General features: G+C 36.5%; 18 protein-coding genes. 15 read left to right on the forward strand and 3 right to left on the reverse strand.

All coding sequences use genetic code 11. The features are described from left to right. From moaD to ACUXEY_RS00725, 8 genes are all read left to right on the forward strand, one after another. Positions 1 to 237 (forward strand): molybdopterin converting factor subunit 1, encoded by a 237-nt coding sequence (moaD, locus tag ACUXEY_RS00690; RefSeq protein ID WP_353840078.1) that lies wholly within the window; start codon positions 1 to 3, stop codon positions 235 to 237. 60 nt (positions 238 to 297) lie between these two features. Next, entirely contained in the window at positions 298 to 1,347 is a 1,050-nt protein-coding gene (locus ACUXEY_RS00695) for a P-loop NTPase (protein WP_461299829.1), read from the forward strand. A gap of 14 nt (positions 1,348 to 1,361) precedes the next feature. Then, positions 1,362 to 1,586 carry a group-specific protein gene (locus ACUXEY_RS00700; protein WP_166703941.1) on the forward strand — a complete coding sequence of 75 codons (225 nt, stop codon included), beginning with the start codon at positions 1,362 to 1,364 and terminating at the stop codon, positions 1,584 to 1,586. Between the two features lie 42 nt (positions 1,587 to 1,628). Next, on the forward strand, positions 1,629 to 2,027 hold the full coding sequence (locus ACUXEY_RS00705) for a hypothetical protein (protein ID WP_461299830.1): 399 nt from the start codon (positions 1,629 to 1,631) through the stop codon (positions 2,025 to 2,027). Positions 2,028 to 2,185: 158 nt separating this feature from the next. Next, positions 2,186 to 2,434, forward strand: a complete 249-nt coding sequence (locus tag ACUXEY_RS00710) for a DUF1294 domain-containing protein (RefSeq protein WP_016086864.1) — start codon at positions 2,186 to 2,188, stop codon at positions 2,432 to 2,434. 91 nt (positions 2,435 to 2,525) lie between these two features. Then, complete coding sequence (gene rarD / locus ACUXEY_RS00715) at positions 2,526 to 3,467, forward strand: EamA family transporter RarD (RefSeq protein ID WP_461299831.1); 942 nt, start codon at positions 2,526 to 2,528, stop codon at positions 3,465 to 3,467. A 79-nt stretch (positions 3,468 to 3,546) separates the two neighbouring features. After that, a complete protein-coding gene (locus ACUXEY_RS00720; RefSeq protein ID WP_087958799.1) occupies positions 3,547 to 3,972 on the forward strand; it encodes a divergent PAP2 family protein in 426 nt (141 codons plus the stop codon). Between the two features lie 99 nt (positions 3,973 to 4,071). Next, entirely contained in the window at positions 4,072 to 5,925 is a 1,854-nt protein-coding gene (locus tag ACUXEY_RS00725) for a terpene cyclase/mutase family protein (RefSeq protein ID WP_461299832.1), read from the forward strand. Positions 5,926 to 5,998: 73 nt separating this feature from the next. Here ACUXEY_RS00725 and ACUXEY_RS00730 read toward each other — a convergent pair whose 3' ends face one another. Further along, on the reverse strand, positions 5,999 to 6,148 hold the full coding sequence (locus tag ACUXEY_RS00730; RefSeq protein ID WP_001035808.1) for a YfhD family protein: 150 nt from the start codon (positions 6,146 to 6,148) through the stop codon (positions 5,999 to 6,001). 285 nt (positions 6,149 to 6,433) lie between these two features. Between ACUXEY_RS00730 and fabG the strand changes: the two genes are divergently transcribed. Continuing rightward, positions 6,434 to 7,174, forward strand: coding sequence for a 3-oxoacyl-ACP reductase FabG (gene fabG / locus ACUXEY_RS00735; protein ID WP_016086869.1), 741 nt, complete (start codon positions 6,434 to 6,436; stop codon positions 7,172 to 7,174). A gap of 52 nt (positions 7,175 to 7,226) precedes the next feature. Here fabG and dhaS read toward each other — a convergent pair whose 3' ends face one another. After that, a complete protein-coding gene (gene dhaS, locus ACUXEY_RS00740; RefSeq protein ID WP_000080277.1) occupies positions 7,227 to 8,711 on the reverse strand; it encodes an aldehyde dehydrogenase DhaS in 1,485 nt (494 codons plus the stop codon). 272 nt (positions 8,712 to 8,983) lie between these two features. On the opposite strand from dhaS, the gene ACUXEY_RS00745 reads away from it, so the two are divergent. From ACUXEY_RS00745 to ACUXEY_RS00770, 6 genes are all read left to right on the forward strand, one after another. Next, positions 8,984 to 9,262: a YhdT family protein gene (locus ACUXEY_RS00745; RefSeq protein WP_429603128.1), complete on the forward strand. Its 279-nt coding sequence runs from the start codon at positions 8,984 to 8,986 to the stop codon at positions 9,260 to 9,262. A 3-nt stretch (positions 9,263 to 9,265) separates the two neighbouring features. Then, entirely contained in the window at positions 9,266 to 10,696 is a 1,431-nt protein-coding gene (gene panF, locus ACUXEY_RS00750) for a sodium/pantothenate symporter (RefSeq protein ID WP_461299833.1), read from the forward strand. Between the two features lie 119 nt (positions 10,697 to 10,815). Then, the gene (locus ACUXEY_RS00755; protein ID WP_347878484.1) at positions 10,816 to 11,757 is read left to right on the forward strand and encodes a nucleoside hydrolase; all 942 of its coding nucleotides are present in this window, start codon (positions 10,816 to 10,818) and stop codon (positions 11,755 to 11,757) included. A gap of 117 nt (positions 11,758 to 11,874) precedes the next feature. Further along, the gene (locus ACUXEY_RS00760) at positions 11,875 to 12,984 is read left to right on the forward strand and encodes a serine hydrolase (protein ID WP_166703933.1); all 1,110 of its coding nucleotides are present in this window, start codon (positions 11,875 to 11,877) and stop codon (positions 12,982 to 12,984) included. 81 nt (positions 12,985 to 13,065) lie between these two features. Next, positions 13,066 to 14,592, forward strand: a complete 1,527-nt coding sequence (gene argH / locus ACUXEY_RS00765; RefSeq protein ID WP_429603126.1) for an argininosuccinate lyase — start codon at positions 13,066 to 13,068, stop codon at positions 14,590 to 14,592. A gap of 66 nt (positions 14,593 to 14,658) precedes the next feature. Further along, the gene (locus tag ACUXEY_RS00770) at positions 14,659 to 15,492 is read left to right on the forward strand and encodes a GNAT family N-acetyltransferase (RefSeq protein ID WP_461299834.1); all 834 of its coding nucleotides are present in this window, start codon (positions 14,659 to 14,661) and stop codon (positions 15,490 to 15,492) included. Positions 15,493 to 15,527: 35 nt separating this feature from the next. Here the strand turns inward: ACUXEY_RS00770 and ACUXEY_RS00775 are convergent, their stop codons facing one another. After that, on the reverse strand, positions 15,528 to 16,277 hold the full coding sequence (locus tag ACUXEY_RS00775; RefSeq protein ID WP_166703930.1) for a (S)-benzoin forming benzil reductase: 750 nt from the start codon (positions 16,275 to 16,277) through the stop codon (positions 15,528 to 15,530). Positions 16,278 to 16,323: the final 46 nt, after the last annotated feature.

A 16,323-nucleotide genomic window follows, 5' to 3' on the forward strand; every position in this document is an offset into this window, starting at 1 on the left:
ATGATTACAATTTTATTGTTCGCAAATTTGCGTGAGGAAGTCGGATTGGATCGATTCGTAATTTTAGAAAAACAAGAAATGACAGTGCAGCAATTAAAAGAATGGCTCAAAGCAAGCTATTGTTTACAATCGCTTGATAGAGTGATGGTGGCTGTTAATGAAGAATTTGTAACGAATGAAGAGATGATAAAAGCTGGAGATGTAGTAGCATTCATTCCGCCTGTTAGCGGGGGATAATAAGATTTTTCGCGAAGAAGATGTTGTATATAAATTCGAATACGAGAAGGGATGAGTTTTATGATTACTCAAGAACAAATAATGAGCGCGTTAAAACATGTAGAGGATCCGGAGTTACACAAAAGTATTGTAGAATTAAATATGGTTAGAAATATACAAATGAATGGAACAGAGGTTAAACTTGAAGTAGTGTTAACGATTCAAGGTTGTCCATTAAAGGCAAAAATTCAACAAGACGTGGAAGAGTCTCTTCAGGCAATTGGTGCATCTAAAGTAGATTTGACATTTGGTTCTATGACACAAGAGGAACGAGCTGCGCTAACAGAGAAGTTAAAGAAAAATAGTAGAACAGAAACTGGTATGCCGAGCATGCTTCGCCTTGATTCAGGAGTACGATTTATTACTGTAACGAGCGGAAAAGGTGGAGTTGGAAAATCGACAGTGACAATTAATCTTGCGACTGCTTTAGCTCGTATGGGCAAAAAAGTGGGGATATTAGATGCAGATATATATGGTTTTAGCATTCCAGCTATGATGGAAACGAATCAAAAACCGACGATGATTGATCAAACAGCAATTCCAGTCGTTAGTCACGGTGTGAAAATCATGTCGATGGGATTTTTTACGGAAGGAAATAACCCAGTTATGTGGCGCGGGCCGATGTTAAATAAATGGATTCAAAATTTCCTTGCGAATACGCACTGGGGAGAATTAGATTATTTACTTCTTGATTTACCACCTGGTACAGGAGATGTTGCTATTGATGTTGCAGCAATGATTCCGCAGGCGCAAGAAATTATCGTTACAACACCACATAATGTAGCTTCATTCGTAGCATCTAGAGTAGGGGTAATGGCAAAACATACGAAACACGAGATTTTAGGTATTGTGGAGAATATGGCTTATTATGAAGAACAAGATGGATCAAAAAACTATCTCTTCGGAAAAGGTGGCGGCGAAATGCTTGCAGACCAATTGCAAACAGAAGTGATTGCGCAAATACCTTTTGCAAAACGAGAAGAAAATAACGGTTCATCTGTATATAATGAAGACTCTCTTGTAGGAGAAGTGTTTGCAACATTAGCGGAGGATATTATTTATAAAGAATAGAGGAGGAATTTTTTATGGCTTGTAATATCGATCATTCTATGAAAGATGTAATGAATAAGCTGGAAAGTCAGAAGAGTTTTTTACCGGAAGGGATTTTTACAGGATTGAAGGGGTTTTTGCAACGTAATCATCCACAAGAAATATTAAACGATATCTTTCATCTTTTAAAAAAGTATGACTTAGTTAGTGAAGAAGAAAGAGAGACGAGAAATACTCAATTATTGTTGATTATAAAATAAATACGCTTTGGCTTTTGTTTTTTGGCAGAAGGGGTGAATGTAATGGATATGAAAAAGATGATTGAAATGGTAGAAACAACTAAAGTGACGGAAGAAGAATTATCGATTTCTACTTTACATCAAAAGCTTGTGACGTTATATAGTCAAAAAAATGTTGCTCATTATACGGAGCTATTAAAATATATTTTATCATTATCCGTGCAGCTAAAGCTGAATCTCGTATTGAAATATTTTGGCGTGCGACCGGTTGTTGCCGCCGATGAGCGTATGCAATTTCAAGAGATATTTAAATGTTTAGCTAACAAAGATGATAATGGCGAATGGTTTCTAAATTTCGTTTCTTTATATGTAGGGCTAATCGTAGTTCTTCATTTTGATGAAAAAGAGATTGAGAGAAGTTTTTTCGATGATATGGTAGTGGGTGAAGGGAATGAAATATAAGATTCTGCTCATATCATCTTTCTATTTCATTGCTTTAACTGCGATTTTAGTTGGTTATGTAAATATGAAGGTAACTAGTTAATGAAAAGCGTTCTTCAGTTGTTTCCATTGTTTTTTCATGTTACTATTAAGCGAATTTTTCATAGGGAGAGAAAGCGATGAAGTGGATTTATTTTATTATTATTAACGTTATAGCTTTTAGCCTTATGGGGCTTGATAAACGAAAAGCGAAGAAGAAACAGTGGAGAACTCCAGAAAGTACGTTGTTTTTATCAGCGGCAGCTGGAGGCGCAGTTGGTGCTTGGATCGGGATGTATATGTTTCACCATAAAACTCATAAAAAGAAATTTGTTTTCGGTATACCGTTACTTGTCGTTATAACAGTATGTTTACTTTTTGCTGTATGAGAAATGTCGAAAGAATTGCAGATTGATTATTGGTAAAGTGAGCATGTGGGACCGTATAATGGAGAAAAACGAGAAGAGGAGAAAAAGGAAGATGGGGAGTCAATCAGCACAGCAAAAAAAAGGGATTATATATGCGGCTGGTGCTTATACGATGTGGGGAATCCTACCAATCTATTGGAAATGGGTTGAGGAAGTTCCTGCAGATGAAATATTAGCACACCGCATCGTTTGGGCGTTCGTTTTTATGTTACTCGTATTAGGTGTTACGAAAAGGTTTCGTCAGTTTATTGGGGAGTTCGTGAATCTTTTTAAACGACCTAAATTATTAATGTCATTAACAATAGCTTCAGTCTTGATTAGCGGAAACTGGTTTGTCTACATATGGGCGGTTAATCATAATCATGTCATTGAAGCAAGTCTTGGGTATTATATTAATCCGCTTATTAGTATTTTACTTGGTACAGTCGTTTTAAAAGAAAAGTTAAACTTTTGGCAATATGTTGCAGTTGGTTTAGCTGGAGTAGGGGTTATTATTTTAACAGTGCGTTTCGGATCTATTCCGTGGGTTTCTTTATCACTTGCCTTTTCATTTGGATTATACGGATTAACGAAAAAATTGTTAAACTATGATGCGACAATTGGACTTACGATGGAAACGATGTTAGTGACACCGTTTGCAATTATTTATCTCGTTATGACAGGAGTGCATGGATTCGGTTCATTTGGATCTATTTCCATGCTATCGACGTTACTATTAATAGGAGCGGGCATTGTTACAGCTTTACCACTTTTTTATTTTGCAAAAGGAGCACAACTTATCCCACTTTATATGGTAGGATTTTTACAATATATTGCACCAACGATTAGTTTAATTTTAGGTGTATTCGTATTTGGTGAACATTTCACATCTACTCATATGATTGCATTTTTCTGTATATGGGTTGCATTATTTGTATTCTCGGTAGCGAAAACAAAGTTCTTAGTGCAGAAACAACCGAAATTTATAAAAAATAAATCAGCAAAAGTATCATAATGCGTAGTATTTTCTACGCATTTTTCTTTATACTGATACTATATAGAATTTCCATTATAGCTAGTAGGGAGCTGAGAACGTGGAAACAATTTTACATAATGATCCGCTTATGGCCGCTGTAATTTCATGGTTTTTAGCACAATTGACGAAAGTAGTCTTTAAATTAGTTAAAACGGGTGAATTCGATTTTGCAAAGTTTTTCGCTTCAGGTGGGATGCCAAGTTCTCATGCTTCAACTGTTACAGCACTTGCGACCGGTGTTGGCGTTGTGGAAGGTGTGGAAAGTACCTTATTTGCTGTTGCTGCTATCTTTGCAATAATTGTTATGTATGATGCTTCAGGGGTAAGACTTGCAGTAAGTAAACAGGCGAAAATATTGAATGAGTTTTTTCACGGTAGACAAACAGAATATAAGAAGTTAAATGAACTTGTCGGGCATACACCATATGAAGTAGTAGTCGGTGCTTTAGTAGGGATAATTGTCGGAGTAGGATATTGTTTATGAGCAGAACATTTTATATGTTCTGCTTTTCTTTGTTTTCATACATATTCAGCTAACTTTTTGAATATCGTTATACGGATTTCGAAAGGGTGGGTGAGTAACTTGTTATTATACAAAAAAGTGCATGAAGAAATAGCGAGAAGAACAACTGCACTTCAAACGATGCAACGGCAAGATGGTACGTGGCGGTTTTGTTTTGAAGGAGCTCCGTTAACAGATTGCCATATGATTTTTTTATTAAAATTATTAGGTAGAGATAAAGAGATAGAACCGTTTGTAAAAAGATTAGCATCACTTCAAACAAATGAAGGAACATGGAAATTGTATGAAGATGAGGTGGGTGGCAATTTATCTGCTACAATTCAATCTTATGCCGCCTTACTTGCATCGAAAAAATATAAAAAAGAAGATACGAATATGAAACGAGCGGAAATGTTTATAAATGAGCGTGGCGGGGTAGCGCGTGCTCATTTTATGACGAAGTTTTTATTAGCGATTCATGGAGAATATGAATATCCTTCACTCTTTCATTTACCAACACCAATCATGTTTCTACAGAATGATTCTCCCCTCAGTATATTTGAATTGAGTAGCTCAGCACGTATCCATTTAATTCCGATGATGCTATGTTTAAATAAGAGATTTCGAGTAGGGAAAAAGTTATTGCCAAATTTAAATCATATTGCGGGCGGGGGCGGAGAATGGTTTCGGGAGGATCGGTCTCCGTTGTTTCAAACGTTATTAAATGATGTAAAGCAAATTATATCGTATCCTCTTTCGTTACATCATAAAGGATATGAGGAAGTCGAACGTTTTATGAAAGAGCGTATTGATGAAAATGGAACGTTATATAGTTACGCAACTGCCTCGTTTTATATGATTTATGCTTTACTCGCGTTAGGACATTCTCTTCAATCAACAATGATTCAAAAGGCTATAACAGGGATAACATCTTATATATGGAAGATGGAAAGCGGAAATCATTTGCAAAACTCTCCTTCAACTGTATGGGATACGGCTTTACTCAGTTATGCGCTACAAGAGGCCCATGTTCCGAAAGATACCAATATGCTTCAACATGCCACAGCATATTTATTAAAAAAACAGCATACAAAAAAAGCTGATTGGAGCATACATGCACCAGCGCTTGCTCCAGGCGGTTGGGGTTTTTCAGATGTGAATACGACAATTCCAGATGTTGATGATACAACAGCTACACTAAGAGCGTTGGCAAGAAGTAGAGGAAACGAAAATGTAGATTATGCTTGGAAGAAAGGAGTTACTTGGGTTAAAGGATTACAAAATAATGATGGTGGCTGGGGAGCATTTGAAAAAGGTGTGACAAGCAATTTATTAGCGAATTTACCAATCGAAAATGCAAGCGATATGATTACAGATCCTTCTACACCAGATATTACAGGAAGAGTGTTAGAGTTTTTTGGGACATATGCGCAAAATGAGTTGCCTGAGAAACAAAAACAAAGTGCGATAAATTGGTTAATGAATGTGCAAGAGGAAAATGGATCATGGTACGGGAGATGGGGGATTTGTTATATATATGGTACGTGGGCGGTGATGACTGGTTTACGGTCACTAGGAATTCCATCTAGCAATCCATCATTGAAGCGAGCAGCTTTATGGCTTGAACATATACAGCATGAAGATGGTGGGTGGGGAGAATCATGCTATAGTAGTGTGGAAAAAAGGTTCATTACTTTACCATTCAGTACACCATCCCAAACAGCATGGGCGTTAGATGCTCTCATTTCTTACTATGACACAGAAACACCAACTATTCGAAAAGGTATTTCATATTTGCTTGCGAATCCTTATGTGAATGAAAAATATCCTACTGGAACAGGTTTACCAGGTGGGTTTTATATTCGTTATCATAGCTATGCCCAAATTTATCCGCTACTTACTTTGGCACATTATATAAAAAAATATAGAAAATAAACCGAGAGGATATCTCTCGGTTTATTTTGTTGGGTAGTAGGTCCCTGTTGAAAAGAATAAGGTTGTGCTTTTCTTATTTTTCTGTTGACTGGCGTTTTTGACGTGCATCAGCGGCATTTGCACGTGCGTTCGCTTCTAAGTCATTGTGGTCAGCGAGTTCACGAGAGAACTCAACATCAATGCCATCAGTAGCTTTGTTTTGTTTGAAATTTTTTTTGTTCATTCGACACAATCTCCTTGCACTTTATCCCGCTTTAATGGGCAGTAAGACCCCCACCTCAAAATTCAGCGAAAGTAAAGAAGTTAGGTGGGGGATCAACTGCCCATAAAAGTCCGATTGGTTCAACTAATAATCAGTGGGGGATGGAGAAAACCCCCACTGATTAAAGTTTCACTTTATGCGACGTTGCAAAGTTAGTTTGACACAAATAGACTTTTTTATGCAAAGAGGAATTGGAAAGTAAAAAGCCGAAATATACAGTATAAGTAATAGAAATGGGGGATAGGGATGGAGTTTTTAAATGGGAAAACAGCTGTTGTAACAGGAGCTGCACAGGGAATTGGAAAAGAGATTGCAAGGGTTTATGCAAAACTAGGGGCGAAAGTATTAATTAGTGATGTAAATGAAGAGAAGCTACAAAAAACGACACGTGAGTTATCGGATGAAGGATATGAAGTGAGCTTATATCGATGTGATGTGAGTAATCAAAATGAAGCGAAGTCGTTAATTGAATATGCGGTTCAAAAATTCGGAACATTACATATTTTAGTGAATAACGCTGGGATTACAAGGGATGCAATGTTACATAAAATGGAGAAGTCTGCTTGGGAACAAGTATTGCAAGTGAACTTAACTGGAGTTTTTTATTGTATGCAACCAGCTCTCCTTTATATGAGACAACAAGGATATGGACGCATTATTAATATATCTTCAATTAGTAGAGAAGGAAACATAGGTCAAGCAAACTATGCAGCTACGAAGGCAGGCGTTGTAGGTTTAACGAAAACGGCAGCGAAAGAAGTTGGAAGTTTCGGTATTACATGTAATGCGATTTGTCCAGGATTTATGGATACAGATATGACAAAAACGATACCAGATAAAGTGAAAGAAAAGATGGTCGGCGCGATTCCAGTTGGTAGAATTGGAACGCCAGAAGATATTGCGAACGCAGCTGCCTTTTTAGCATCAGAATACGCATCCTATATTACAGGAGAAGTATTGAATGTGAGCGGGGGACTGCAAGTTTAAAGGAATACATAATGAAAAGAACCTGACCGTATAGGCCAGGTTCTCTATTTCGTTAATTTAAGTTAAGCCAAACGCTCTTCACTTCTGTATAGTTATTTAATGCGTAAGATCCCATTTCACGGCCAAGACCGGATTGTTTAAATCCTCCAAATGGAGATGCTGCATCAAAGACGTTATAACAGTTTACCCATACAGTACCAGCACGTACTTTACTTGCAACATAGTGTGCTGTTTTAACATTTTCTGTCCACACACCAGCCGCTAAGCCGAATTGTGATTTATTTGCACGTTCAATTACTTCATCAATATCGTTAAAAGGTATTGCAGAAATAACTGGACCGAAAATTTCTTCTTTTGCGATCGTCATTTCATCATTTACGTCAGCGAATACTGTAGGGGAAACGAAGTAGCCTTGATCGAATGGATTACTTCCTCCGCAAAGTACTTCAGCGCCTTCTTCAATTCCTTTTTCAATGTAGCCCATTACACGTTTTTGTTGTTCTTCGGAAACGAGAGGACCGATTGTAGTTTCTGGACTTAAGCCAGCACCTTGATTTAATTTTTTAGAGTAAAGGACAAGGTCAGCCATGACATTATCATACATTTTCTTCGGAACAAATAAGCGTGATCCAGCAGAGCATACTTGTCCTTGGTTAAACATAACACCAGAAAGTGCACCAGGAATCGCGCGAGATAAATCAGCATCTGGCAAGATAATATTTGGTGATTTACCGCCTAACTCAAGTGTAACGCGTTTTAATGATTCAGATGCTTGTCGCATAATTTGTTTACCGACAGGAGTAGAACCAGTAAACGCAATTTTATCAACGAGTGGATGATTAACAAGAGCTTGTCCAGCTGATTCACCGAATCCAGGAACGATATTAATAACACCTTTCGGGAATCCAGCTTCTTCAATTAATTCAGCTAAGTATAGAGCGGATAATGGAGTTTGTTCTGCAGGTTTTAAAACGATTGTACATCCTGTAGCAAGCGCAGCTCCCATTTTCCACATTGCCATAAGAAGTGGGAAGTTCCAAGGGATAATTTGACCAACGACACCAACAGCTTCATGGCGTGTATAGTTAAAGTAATCACCAGAAACAGGGATTGTTTGACCAACAATTTTCGTCGCCCAGCCAGCATAATAGCGCATATGCTCAATTGCAAGTGGTATGTCTGCTGCCATTGTTTCACGGATTGGCTTTCCATTATCTAACGTTTCGAGCTGTGCAAGCTCTTCTTTATGTTCTTCCATTAAATCAGCTAACTTGTACATAAGACGGCTTCGCTCAGCAGTGCTCATGCGAGACCAAGGACCTTCGTCAAAAGCCATGCGAGCTGCAACGACAGCTTTATGAATATCTTCGCGACCCGCTTCAGAAACGACGGCAAGTGTTTCGCCAGTTGCTGGGTTAGGTGTTTTAAATGTTTTACCGGAAGCGCTTTCAATGAAAGATCCATTCACATATAATTTTTTTGTACCTTGAAGAAACTTTTCTACCTTTTCATGAAGATTTACAGCTAGTTGACTCATTGTATAACCCCCTTGAAAATATAATGTAAACGCAGTACGAGACGGCGTTTATTCCGAAATCAAGGATGTGGGAACTAGATGGAAAGCCTCTAATTTAAATCATAATTAACAAATACTGAAAATTCAAATTTCATTTGTGTTACAATTGTAAAAAATATGTAATGTAAGAGAATCTTCTATATGAATATAAAAAATCCTGCTTGTTTTTGCTTTCTAGTAGGAAAAACTAGAAGAACAATGGTACAATAATACATCGTGAGAGGAGGAAGAAAATGAAGAATTATCATGATGATCCACGCTTTCGGATTGCCCATAGAGAAGCGTTAATCGGTCTTGGACTTGCTATTATCAATTTTATAATATGGTACGGATTTGCTTATGGGCTTGGTAGTAAAAAGCCAAGTGAATATACATATGTATTCGGTTTTCCAGCATGGTTTTTTTATAGCTGTATCGTTGGATTTATCGTTATGGTTATTTTACTTAGTTTAGTTGTTCGTTTTGTATTTCAAGATATTTCACTCGATGAGGAAGAAAAAAGTGAGGAATAATAGATGAATTGGTATGTAATCATTCCAATGATAATTTCGTTTATCGTTGTATTTTTAATTGGTGTATATGCTTCAAGACGCGTACAAGCGACTGCTAATAATAAATTTTTGCAAGAATATTTTCTTGGTGGGCGTGAACTTGGCGGCTTATTATTAGCAATGACAATGATTGCTACGTACGGTAGTGCTAGTAGCTTTATTGGGGGTCCTGGTATTGCGTATAATATGGGTCTCGGATGGGTATTATTATCTGCGATTCAAGTTGTAACAGGGTATATCGTTTTAACGGTTATTGGTAAAAAGTTTGCAATTATCGCTAGGAAGATGGAAGCAATTACTCTTATCGACTATTTAAAGGGAAGATATAATAATAAAGCAGTTGTTATACTTTCTGCATTATGTATTATTATCTTCTTATTTTCAGCAACAGTAGCTCAGTGGGTTGGCGGCGGCCGATTAATTGAGTCGTTAACGGGTCTCTCTTATACAACAGCACTATTTTTATTTACTTTTTCTGTACTTGTGTACGTATTAATTGGTGGATTCCGTGCAGTTGCTTTATCAGATACGTTATTAGGTATCATTATGTTAGTTGGAACGACAATCATTTTAATTGCTACTGTCATTGCTGGTGGTGGAATTGAAAAGATTATGCAGGAACTTGTTCAAATCAACCCAAATTTAATTACACCACTCGGAGCCGATGGTAGTTTAACGAAATCATATGTGACATCATTTTGGATTTTAATTGGAATTGGCGTTGTTGGTTTACCGCAAATTAGCGTGCGTGCTATGTCTTATAAAAATTCCAAAGCGATGCATCAAGCGTTAATAATTGGGACGATTGTCGTAGGTACAATTATGATTGGTATGCATTTAACGGGTGTGTTTGCACGAGTCGTACTTCCCGGTATAACGGTACCAGATAAAGTGATGCCGCTACTCGCTATGGAAGTGTTGCCACCTTGGCTAGCTGGAGTTTTCTTAGCTGCACCAATGGCAGCAATTATGTCTACAGTAAACTCGTTATTGTTACTTGTAAGTTCATCAATTATTAAAGACATATACGTAAATTACATAAATAAAGATGCAGCAGACATTACGATCAAAAAAGGAAGTTTGTGGATTACTGGTATCGTAGGACTGCTTGTATATGCAGCAGCGATTAAACCACCAGATTTTTTAATATGGTTAAATTTATTTTCTTTCGGTGGATTAGAAGCAGCATTCATTTGGCCGATCGTATTAGGGTTATATTGGAGGAAAGGAAATGCAACAGGAGCGCTTGCCTCTATTTTAGTTGGGGTAGGTTCATATATGTGTATCCATCTTTTCTATCCAAATCCGTTCGGTATACATACAGTTGTCTTCCCGATTTGTTTTGCGTTTATCGCTTATATCATTGGAAGCATGAGTGCTGTGAAGAAAAAATAGTATAGGTTAGGGAAAGAGCGCAGTCCTTATAGGACTGCGTTTTTTCGTATAAATTTGTTCTTTTTTATTCTGTATATCAATGACTATTCATAAATTAATAACAATTGAGGGGGATGGAGTTGAGGTCGATGAAAAAAGTATTATTTTTAGGAGACCCGGGAATTGATGACTCTTTAGCAATTATGTATGGATTGTTGCATCCTGATATTGATATTGTCGGCGTAGTAACGGGATATGGAAATGTAACGCAAGAAAAGGCGACGAGTAATGCAGCATATTTATTACAGTTAGCAGGAAGGGAAGATATACCGGTTATTAATGGTGCGAAGATTCCTTTATCTGGAGATATTACAACATACTATCCGGAAATTCACGGGGCAGAAGGTTTAGGACCAATTCGTCCTCCGAAAAATCTTTCTCCGAATATAAAGCCTTTTTGTGAGTTTTTTGATATTCTTGAAAAATATAAAGGAGAATTAATCATTGTTGATGCAGGTAGATCAACGACACTAGCGACGGCATTTATTTTAGAAAAACCAATGATGAAGTATGTAAAAGAATATTATATAATGGGCGGGGCTTTCTTAATGCCAGGAAATGTAACACCAGTCGCAGAGGCGAATTTTCAAGGTGATCCCATTGCTTCACAATTAGTGATGCAAAACGCCAAGAATGTGACATTAGTACCACTTAACGTTACATCAGAAGCTATTATTACGCCGGAAATGGTAAAATATATTACGAAACACTCTAAAACGAGTTTTAATAAGTTAATCGAGCCGATATTTACGTATTATTATAAAGCGTATAAAAAGTTAAACCCGAAAATAACAGGTAGCCCAGTACATGATGTCGTTACGATGATGGTTGCAGCGAATCCGTCCCTTTTAGATTATGTATATCGTCGTGTAGATGTAGATACAGTTGGCATTGCAAAAGGAGAAAGTATTGCTGATTTTCGTCCTCAACCTGATGCAAAAGCCCTAAAGAATTGGGTGCGAATTGGTTGGTCATTGCATTATAAAAAATTTCTCGAAGACTTCGTGAAAATTATGACGTAGACATAATAGGAGAAGACAAGTTAAAATAATGGAGATGATTACTAAAATAATCATCTCCATTATTTTGTTTGTAAGAGATAGATAGAGAAGAGTTACACAATAGGAGAGGAATTTTACTTGAAAAAAACTATAGTATGCGCAGTGAGTGTGGGTATTTTCGTTTTGCTAATATCGGGTAATTTTTTAGTGGAAAAAGTATGGAGCTCAAATAATGATGATGCGCAGTATATCGCATCCTTTATTGAAGAACATAAAGATGAAAAAAATAGCGCGCTTCTAGTAAAGAGAAATGATAAAGTTGTTTATTCTGTAAATCCAAATGTTGTATTGCCAGTTGCCAGTACGATGAAGTTAATCGTGGCGCTTGAATATACGAAACAAGTTACAGAGGGGAAAATTGATCCGTCTAGTTTCGTTTCCATTAATGATGTGAATCGTTATTACGTACCGAATACAGATGGCGGTGCACAAGATAGATGGCAAAAGTATTTGCAAAAGACAGACAAGATAACAGAAGGAGCAGTTTCTTTAGAAGAAGTGGCAAAAGGAATGGTTAAATTTAGTTCGAATGCGAATGCTGAATATTTAATGGAAGTGTTAGGGTTAGATAATATTAATCGTAATTTACAAAGTTTATCGCTTCCAGCACATCAGCCGCTATTTCCGATTGTTTCATCTTTATACATCCCTGGATATTTGCATAAAGAACTACATGTTCCGAAATATAAAGTAGAGAAAAAGTTAAAAGAAATGTCTCAGGAGCAATATCGTGAATACGCGATGATTATTCATGAACGCTTAAAAGAGAAGGGACCATTATTACAGAAGGAAATTCCTCTTTATTTAGAGGAACGTTACGATAAAATTTGGTCAGATCGATTACCAGCAGCTTCTGCAAACGATTATATGGTACTGCTTCAAAAGGCGAATCATAAAGGCGGCCTAACAGAAGCCGAAGAAAAAGTGTGGGCGAATATCGTTGAAACAGATATGAGCGCTAAGAAATATCGTAAAACATTTAGACATGCAGGGCAAAAAAATGGTTATACACCATGGACAGTTACAAAAGCAGTTTATGCGATGGATAAACGCGGGAACTGTACAGAAATAGTGTTTTTAGCAAATAATTTAAATGAGGACGACAGTGCAGAAATACGGAAACATTTAGCAAACTTACATTTCCAAGTGTTGCAAAGTGATAAGTATGATGCGACTTTTATTAAATAAACTCGGTGCAGAGAGCACCGAGTTTTTTTATATACAAGCACTTTTTTCTTATCTCTGGGTATGATGGGTAGTAATACTTAGGTGAGAGGGGAAAAGGTGATGAAACAAAGTAAAGAAGAGTTTATAAAGAGTGAAGGCGCTGATTTCCCTGGGAAAACATATGTGGATTGTGTATTACAACATGTATTTCATTTTCAGCGAAATTACTTATTAAAAGATATGTTTCAAGTGCATAAAGCGCATATTGCAATGCTGACTGAAGAAAATTTAATGAAAAAGGAAGAAGCTAAAGTTATATTACACGCACTAAAAAAAATAGAGGGAATTCCGAAAGATCAATTGCTATATACAAAGCAGCATGAGGATCTCTTTTTTTTAATCGAACATTTAATTTCTCAAGAAGCGAAATGCGATTTTGTAAGTAATATGCATATTGGTAGAAGTAGAAATGATATGGGTGTAACGATGTATCGTATGAGTTTAAGGCGATATGTACTACGATTAATGGAGCATCATTTGTTATTGCAAGAAAGTATGTTGCAACTTGCCGATAATCATAAGGAAACGATTATGCCAGCTTATACACATACACAACCAGCACAGCCAACTACATTTGGTCATTATACGTTAGCGATTTATGATACGATGCAAAGAGATTTAGAACGAATGAAACGAACGTACAAACTTTTAAATCAGTCTCCGATGGGAGCCGCCGCTCTTTCTACAACAAGTTTCCCGATTAAACGAGAGCGAGTTGCTTATTTACTTGGATTTACAAATGTAATTGAGAATTCATATGATGCTGTTGCTGGAGCGGATTATTTATTAGAAGTTAGCTCGTTACTTATGGTAATGATGACGAATACGAGTAGATGGATTCATGACTTCTTACTATTAGCGACGAAAGAATATGATGGTATTACTGTTGCAAAGCCATATGTACAAATTAGTAGTATTATGCCGCAAAAGCGAAATCCAGTTTCCATTGAACATGCCCGTGCGATCACGAGTAGTGCTTTAGGGGAGGCATTTACAGTATTTCAAATGATTCATAATACACCATTTGGTGATATTGTCGATACAGAAGATGATTTGCAACCGTATTTATATAAAGGAATTGAAAAGACCATTCGTGTTTTTTGTATTATGAATGCGGTCATTCGAACGATGAAAGTAGAAAAAGAAACGTTAAAAAATCGTTCTTATAAACATGCAATTACGATAACTGATTTCGCAGATGTTTTAACGAAAAACTATGACATTCCATTTCGGCATGCGCATCATGCAGCGAGTGTTATTGCGAATATATCATTGGAGCAACAAAAGGAGCTACATGAATTACATTTAAAAGATGTAAATATATACTTACAAGAAAATTATAAAATACAGCTATTAGAAAACGAGTGGGAAGAGATTGTATCACCAGAAGCTTTTATACAAAAAAGAAATGTATACGGTGGACCGAGTAAAAAAGAAATGGAGCGTATGATTAACAATCGAAAAGAGTCATTTCAGAAAGAAGAAAAGGTATTTGAAAAAGAAAAACAGAGAATTTTACAAGCGGAAAATGATTTGAATACGTTAGTTTCGAATATTATTGAATCGTAAAAGAGGAATTTAGTGAATTAATCGCCAATACTTAATGAAACTATAAATAGAGAGAAGAGATTGTCGATGATTCAATTACATGTATATGAAGAGATTCCTACTTTTAAAGAAGAGGTTACACCATTTTTAGAAAAGAATGAGCAGGAAAATAATCTCATATTAGGTGTATTACAAATGATCCAACAACCGATATTTATGGGGATAGCAAAACGAGAGGAAGAAATTGCAGTTGTATTTCTTCAAACAGAAGAAAAGAAACAAATTATTATTGCTACGTCTGAAATGTCAGAAGAGGACATCGTGGAACTTGCCAAAAAATTAACGAAAGTATATCCAAATGTTCCTGGATTGATCGGTAATAAGAAAATTGTACAGAGATTAGCGGAAGAGATTGCAGTGTTAGAAAATAAGAAAACTACTGTTGCAATGGAGCAAGGTATATATGAATTAAAACAAGTGAAGAAAAAGTGGAACGGAGATGGAGTCTTTCGAGAAGTAAGTAATGATGAGCTAACATTAATAGAAAAGTGGATATATGAATTTTGCGAAGATGTGAAGCTTCCTACTACGAAAGAAGAAGCGAGACAAACCGCTCATACATTAATTACTAATCGTCGTATATTTGGTCTAGAAGTAGACGGAGAACTTGTTTCTGTAGCTGCAAAAACGAGACCAACTACAAACAATATAACTGTTAATTTTGTATATACACCGAAAGAAGCGCGGAAAAAGGGGTACGCATCTAGTTGTGTTGCCGCACTAAGTCAACGTATGTTAGATGAAGGATATAAGACGACTACGTTATATACTGATCTAGCGAATCCTACGTCTAATAAAATTTATCAAGAAATTGGTTATGAACAAATTGAGGAGTCTGTACTTATATTTTTAGAGAAATAAAATGAAAAGGCACGCTATTAGAGCGTGCCTTTTTGTTATTCATCAATTCGAATGACTTCACCTTGCGGGAAATTCTCAGTTTCTAGTAAATTACGAATTGCTTTCGCAACGTATTCAGGTGACAGTAGTTTTCCTTCTTCTTTTAGTGTGATGAAGCGGTCTAAATTGATGAAGTCTTCTTTATTTGTTTCACGAATTTGTGCTTGCATACTCGTATCAACAACACCAGGTGCAAAAGCGACGATTTTTACTGGATATTCTTTTTCTGCTTCTTCGGTTGCTATACACTGTGTAAACATATTTACGCCAGCTTTCGTTGTACAATAAGCGCCCCAGCCAAAATAAGGATTTTTCCCTGCACCAGATGAAATATTTATAACACGTTTATCTACTTTCCAATCTTTCGTATGTTTCATGAAAGTGGAGGTAAGGATCATCGGTGCAAGTAAATTAATTTGAACGTTCGTAATGAGCAGTTCACTTTCAGCTTTTTCTATTGGTTTCATCGGTGCGAGTGTACCAGCATTATTAATTAAATGAATAGATGATACAGTGTCTTCTTGAATGGATGAAATGATTTCGTTAAAGTTCGTTTCTAAATTATGTACATCTTGAAGGTCTAAGGAGTGGAAAACACAATTGCTGTTATATTGCTGTGCAAGTTTCGTAAGCTCTTTATTTTCTCTTCTAGAAATAGAGATGATACTCGTGTTTTCTTCTAACAATTGCGCGGCGATTGCCTCACCTAAACCTTGTGAAGTTCCTGTTACGATAACATAGCGCATAGTGTAGTAAGCTCCTCTCGTATGTGCGGAATTTTGTTGGACAAAG

Source organism: Bacillus sp. F9_6S_D1_P_5 (assembly GCF_054823925.1).

Bases quoted from the DNA above. Each gene is read 5' to 3' on its own strand.
- ACUXEY_RS00705 (WP_461299830.1), top strand. From the start codon at position 1,629: ATGGATATGAAAAAGATGATTGAAATGGTAGAAACAACTAAAGTGACG.
- fabG (WP_016086869.1), top strand. From the start codon at position 6,434: ATGGAGTTTTTAAATGGGAAAACAGCTGTTGTAACAGGAGCTGCACAG.
- ACUXEY_RS00710 (WP_016086864.1), top strand. From the start codon at position 2,186: ATGAAGTGGATTTATTTTATTATTATTAACGTTATAGCTTTTAGCCTT.
- ACUXEY_RS00730 (WP_001035808.1), bottom strand. From the start codon at position 6,148: ATGAACAAAAAAAATTTCAAACAAAACAAAGCTACTGATGGCATTGAT.
- ACUXEY_RS00695 (WP_461299829.1), top strand. From the start codon at position 298: ATGATTACTCAAGAACAAATAATGAGCGCGTTAAAACATGTAGAGGAT.
- panF (WP_461299833.1), top strand. From the start codon at position 9,266: ATGAATTGGTATGTAATCATTCCAATGATAATTTCGTTTATCGTTGTA.
- ACUXEY_RS00770 (WP_461299834.1), top strand. From the start codon at position 14,659: ATGATTCAATTACATGTATATGAAGAGATTCCTACTTTTAAAGAAGAG.
- dhaS (WP_000080277.1), bottom strand. From the start codon at position 8,711: ATGAGTCAACTAGCTGTAAATCTTCATGAAAAGGTAGAAAAGTTTCTT.
- rarD (WP_461299831.1), top strand. From the start codon at position 2,526: ATGGGGAGTCAATCAGCACAGCAAAAAAAAGGGATTATATATGCGGCT.
- ACUXEY_RS00700 (WP_166703941.1), top strand. From the start codon at position 1,362: ATGGCTTGTAATATCGATCATTCTATGAAAGATGTAATGAATAAGCTG.
- ACUXEY_RS00745 (WP_429603128.1), top strand. From the start codon at position 8,984: ATGAAGAATTATCATGATGATCCACGCTTTCGGATTGCCCATAGAGAA.
- moaD (WP_353840078.1), top strand. From the start codon at position 1: ATGATTACAATTTTATTGTTCGCAAATTTGCGTGAGGAAGTCGGATTG.
- ACUXEY_RS00775 (WP_166703930.1), bottom strand. From the start codon at position 16,277: ATGCGCTATGTTATCGTAACAGGAACTTCACAAGGTTTAGGTGAGGCA.